At 29.0% G+C, this 4,438-nt stretch carries 4 protein-coding genes; all 4 read left to right on the top strand.

Going from position 1 to position 4,438, the window contains the following annotated elements; genetic code table 11:
• Positions 1-710 precede the first annotated feature (710 nt).
• The 4 genes from K1X16_RS17675 (at position 711) to K1X16_RS17690 (ending at position 4,228) form a co-directional block, all read left to right on the top strand.
• On the top strand, positions 711-1,163 hold the full coding sequence (locus K1X16_RS17675) for a hypothetical protein (protein WP_225037396.1): 453 nt from the start codon (positions 711-713) through the stop codon (positions 1,161-1,163).
• A gap of 219 nt (positions 1,164-1,382) precedes the next feature.
• Positions 1,383-2,030, top strand: coding sequence for a hypothetical protein (locus K1X16_RS17680; RefSeq protein WP_225037397.1), 648 nt, complete (start codon positions 1,383-1,385; stop codon positions 2,028-2,030).
• Positions 2,031-2,192: 162 nt separating this feature from the next.
• Positions 2,193-3,356 carry a hypothetical protein gene (locus tag K1X16_RS17685; RefSeq protein WP_225037398.1) on the top strand — a complete coding sequence of 388 codons (1,164 nt, stop codon included), beginning with the start codon at positions 2,193-2,195 and terminating at the stop codon, positions 3,354-3,356.
• A gap of 161 nt (positions 3,357-3,517) precedes the next feature.
• Complete coding sequence (locus K1X16_RS17690; protein WP_225037399.1) at positions 3,518-4,228, top strand: tetratricopeptide repeat protein; 711 nt, start codon at positions 3,518-3,520, stop codon at positions 4,226-4,228.
• Positions 4,229-4,438: the final 210 nt, after the last annotated feature.

The following is a 4,438-nucleotide window of genomic DNA, read 5'->3' on the forward strand; positions in this document are numbered from 1 at the left end:
GTATAATTAATTGCTTGGTTCTTCCCTACTTGCGAATATTCCTGCGGAATATTCACAGGTTCGTAAAAGTTTGCTAAATTAGCTACCCAACCACGCAACTAATCATACACAAACACGTTAGCAGCAAGCAGTCACGTTTTGCTAACAGCTTTCTTAATCCAAGAGTTTTTTGTTTTTCGAGTCGATAAAATTCTTAATTGAATAATCTGACTAGATAAGTATTATGGAATAGCAACGCTGGATTAACTACTCAGATGGATAAGACAAATTGACTTAAAATACGGAACAACAACGTTGGATTGCTTACTCAGATGAATAAGTAGAACTGATTATAATTACGGAAAATAACGCTGGATAATAGGAACCATTAAAATTAGAATTTACGAGATGCATAGAGAAAACCATCAACTCACTCTACTCTACTTTAATTTTAAAAACTTTACGGCTGATCTGAACGTGAAAAAACTAATCTTAACGTAGTTGTGCTCAAAAACTATATTTATACGCTAAAATCAATGATAAAGTTGCTTAATTAAACTGTGTGAATTTAAAAGCCGGCTGCTAACACCGTGTATAATTAATTGCTTTTTCTTGCTTACTTACGAAAATTCCTGCGGAATTTTCTCTGGTCAGTAAAAGTTTGCTAACTTAGTTGCCTAACCACGCAACTAATCATACACAAAACCGTTACCAAACATTTGACCATACCAATGAAAAAAGGAATTTTATTAACAATAATTGGAATTGTAATTATCGGAATTGCCTATTTCGGAATTGAAATGTTTGACTTTGCAAAAGGAGTAAAAGAAGACGCAAAAAAAAGCGAAATTGAACTTCAACAAAATCCTATTATAAAACTTACGGAATTTAAAAACGGACGTTGGATAAGCACAGTTGATTCTCTTGCTGGAATTGAAATTAAAAACGGAAAATGGATTATGTTTTACAAAGGAATGGAAACCGACTCTTCCGATGTTTACGATTTTATAATACGAAGAGAATACATAAAGGAATTGGGAACCGAACATAAACCTTTCGAATATCTAACGATAACGAATGATTCTGACACTTTAGAATATTCTATACTTGAATACAGTAGTGAATTATTAAGTTTGAGTTATATTCCAAGAGGAAACACTCTGAATTATGAACATGAAAAATAAAAACGTTTGGTAACAACGTGTATAAAAAATTGCTACATTAGTGCTTAAACAAAGGTCGTTGCATTTTTGTTACGTCTGATTTTCCTTCGGAAAATCCTCGCACACAAAACCGCAACTTTCCATACACAAGACCGTTACCAACAATGCGTAAAAAAGCGAAAACCTGTCCTAAATCAGAACTTATTGCTTATTGAGTTTTTATAAAGAACACTATCGACAATGAAAAAAATTGTATTCATATTAATAATTCTGTTTCAAATTAATTTATTTGGACAGAATACTGAATATAAAGAAATAACTAAAATAAAGGGTTTTAAACCCACAAGAATAATTAGTCTTTCGGATACTATTAACTCTAAAAAATGGGAAAGTTTTTCTCAAAAAAGAAAAGAAAAAATTAAACAGATTTCAGTCGAAAAGCAAATAGATATAGAAAATGACACATCAAATGTTACACAACTTCTATATTACGGAATAAAAGAAAATATTGAAATCAAAATCAACGATACAATCTTTACATCAAAAAATTTGAATAACCAATCTAAAAAATACGCCTATGTAATTAATGACCATCCAAGTAACGAGAAAACATTTGAAATTGGAACGTTAAAAAGAAATAGTGGAATTCAAGAATTGACCATATATTTTCAAAATAAAAAGAGGTTTGGTCGAATAAAAATTGACACGAATTATTCGCAAGTATATATAATTCCAGAGATTGACATTGAAATAATTGAATTTGAAAAAATGGAATCAACTCAAAAAAATGCAGATAAAAAACCCAAACCTGTAAAAACGAAACTGGTCAAGGCAACCGATAGAATTATGATAAACTATAGAATTCCGAATAGAAAGCACAGTTGGTAACACCGTGTATAATTAATTGCTTGGTTATTGCCTACTTACGAAAATACTCGCGTATTTTCTATTCGGTTTTTATTTGCTAACTTACTCGCTAAACCACGCAACTAACCATACACAAACACGTTGCCATTCATTGCTCACTCAAACTCTAAAAAACAAAAACATATGAAATTAAAAGCTTTCTATTTTATAATGCTTTTTACATATTTAAATTCATATTCACAATCTAAGGTAAGTAGAGTACTTTGGAACAAAGTAGATAATTTACCTGTCGAATATGCTACCATAAATAGTAATGAAAACTATACGATAACTAATGAAAATGGAGAGTTTGAATTTGAAAAAACATCAGAAAAAATCACAATTCAAAACATTGCATATCAAAAATTAGAGATTGATTACGATTTCTTGATTAAAAATGACACTATTTATATAGAACCGAATGTCTATGAATTAGATGAAGTCATAATAGAAAAAGATTCTGAATTTAATAATATGCTAAGAACTGTTCTTACTGATTATGCCTTAGAACCACATCAAGAAAAGTTTTTTTTAAGAGCTACGATTAAAAAAAATAATCAATTTTATAAAATAGTAGATTTCTCAGGTCATTTAGAAAAACAAACTTTATTTGATACCAGAACAAAGCCAATGCCTAAAAAAAACTATATAGTACAAATAGATAATATAAGGAAAGCTGGATTTGAAAATCGGGAATATGATTTTGAATTATTCAGCTTTAAAACTTTGCTTAACCGCATAGCATCCACTTACTTAAGTCCAAAAATTTATAATTTATCTTATGAAAAATCTACTATTAACAATTTTATGAAAATAATTGTAACACCTAAAAATAAAAATGAAACTTCTACAACAGGCTATTATTTAGTAAATGAAAGTAATAATACTTTTAATGAAGTATATATATTAAACGATGATAAAGATGCAGAATTTGATGAAATTAGAGATATAAAATTTAGGTCACCTTTTCTTGAACTAAAATCTAACTTTAAAAGAAATATTAAAACAAATAAATTGCAACTAAACCAAGCTATAATAAAATCAAAAACGGAAGTTTATACAAAAGATGGTAAAGATATTTTTGAGGTCAATTATATATTTTACGCAAATCCAATTCCTGAACCTATCAAAATAAAGAATAATATAAATTTAAGAAAAGATATGTTTGAATTAAAAGGGAATTATGATTCAAAATATTGGGAAGACAACGAAATTCTACTTTTAACAAAAGAAATGCAGGAATTTATAAATAAGGTAAATACTTCAAATAATAAATCCGATTTTAGAACTCAAACGAATATGAAATAAAAAAACTGAAAAAAAACAACGAAATGGCAACACCGTATATAATTTATTGCTGGCTTTTCGCTTACTTACGAAAGTCCTCTCGGACTTTCTTGGTCGGTAATTATTTACTAAATTAGTTGCTTGAAACACGCAACAAACCATATACAAACACGTTGTAAGTAATGCGAGAAAAACTCATTTACATATTAATCTTCGGAGTGTTTTTAAACTCTTGTGACTTCACTTCTACTGATGAATATTACAATCAGGCGTTTGAATATGAAGAAAAAGGGGATTTAGAAACAGCAATTGATTTGCTTGATAAAGCTATTGAAAAAGAATCTGATTTTAGACCTGCTCTTTTAAATCGAGGATATTACAAAACAGAATCAGGAAACCTTGATGGCGGAATTATGGACTATAAAACAATATTAGAATTTGATTCTGATAATACTCTTGCCCTTTATAACATTGGGATTAACTATCAAGAATTAGAAAAACCAAAAAAAGCGATTGAATACTTTACAAAAGCATTGAATACAAGTGGCGCTTTGACAAGTTTTACGAATTCGAATGGAGGAACACTGGGTTTTAGAACAAATCTTGACTTTGATACTTTAGATAACGATAATGATTTTGAAGTACATAAGTGCGAGATTCAATTTTCACGTGGAATTAATTATTTATATCTGAAAGAATACGATAATGCTTTAGAAGATGTAGAGTACTGCTTAAAAGTTAATTATTCTAAAAAAGAAAGCTATTTATTAAAAGGTGACCTTTATTTTTTAAAAGGTGATACAATAAAAGCTTGTGAGAATTATGAAAAATCTATGAAATTAGGTGATTTGGTAGCAATAAATAAACATAAAATATATTGTTTAGATAAATAAGCACTACTTACAACACCGTGTATAATTAATTGCTTTTTTAGGCTTACTTGCGAAAATTCCTGCGGAATTTTCTCTGGTCCGTAAAAGTTTACTAAATTAGCTACTAAACCACGCAACTAACCATACACAAACACGTTGTGTGCAATTGCAGATTTTCTTCGGTCAATATTTACAAGGTGTACGGAAAAATAGCTAAGGACGTTTTATTTT

It is taken from the genome of Winogradskyella sp. SM1960 (genome assembly GCF_020179375.1).
Taxonomy (GTDB): domain Bacteria; phylum Bacteroidota; class Bacteroidia; order Flavobacteriales; family Flavobacteriaceae; genus Winogradskyella; species Winogradskyella marina.

What these genes read in the sequence shown, in the direction of transcription:
- K1X16_RS17675 (WP_225037396.1), top strand. Translation starts at nt 711, where the DNA reads ATGAAAAAAGGAATTTTATTAACAATAATTGGAATTGTAATTATCGGA.
- K1X16_RS17680 (WP_225037397.1), top strand. Translation starts at nt 1,383, where the DNA reads ATGAAAAAAATTGTATTCATATTAATAATTCTGTTTCAAATTAATTTA.
- K1X16_RS17685 (WP_225037398.1), top strand. Translation starts at nt 2,193, where the DNA reads ATGAAATTAAAAGCTTTCTATTTTATAATGCTTTTTACATATTTAAAT.
- K1X16_RS17690 (WP_225037399.1), top strand. Translation starts at nt 3,518, where the DNA reads ATGCGAGAAAAACTCATTTACATATTAATCTTCGGAGTGTTTTTAAAC.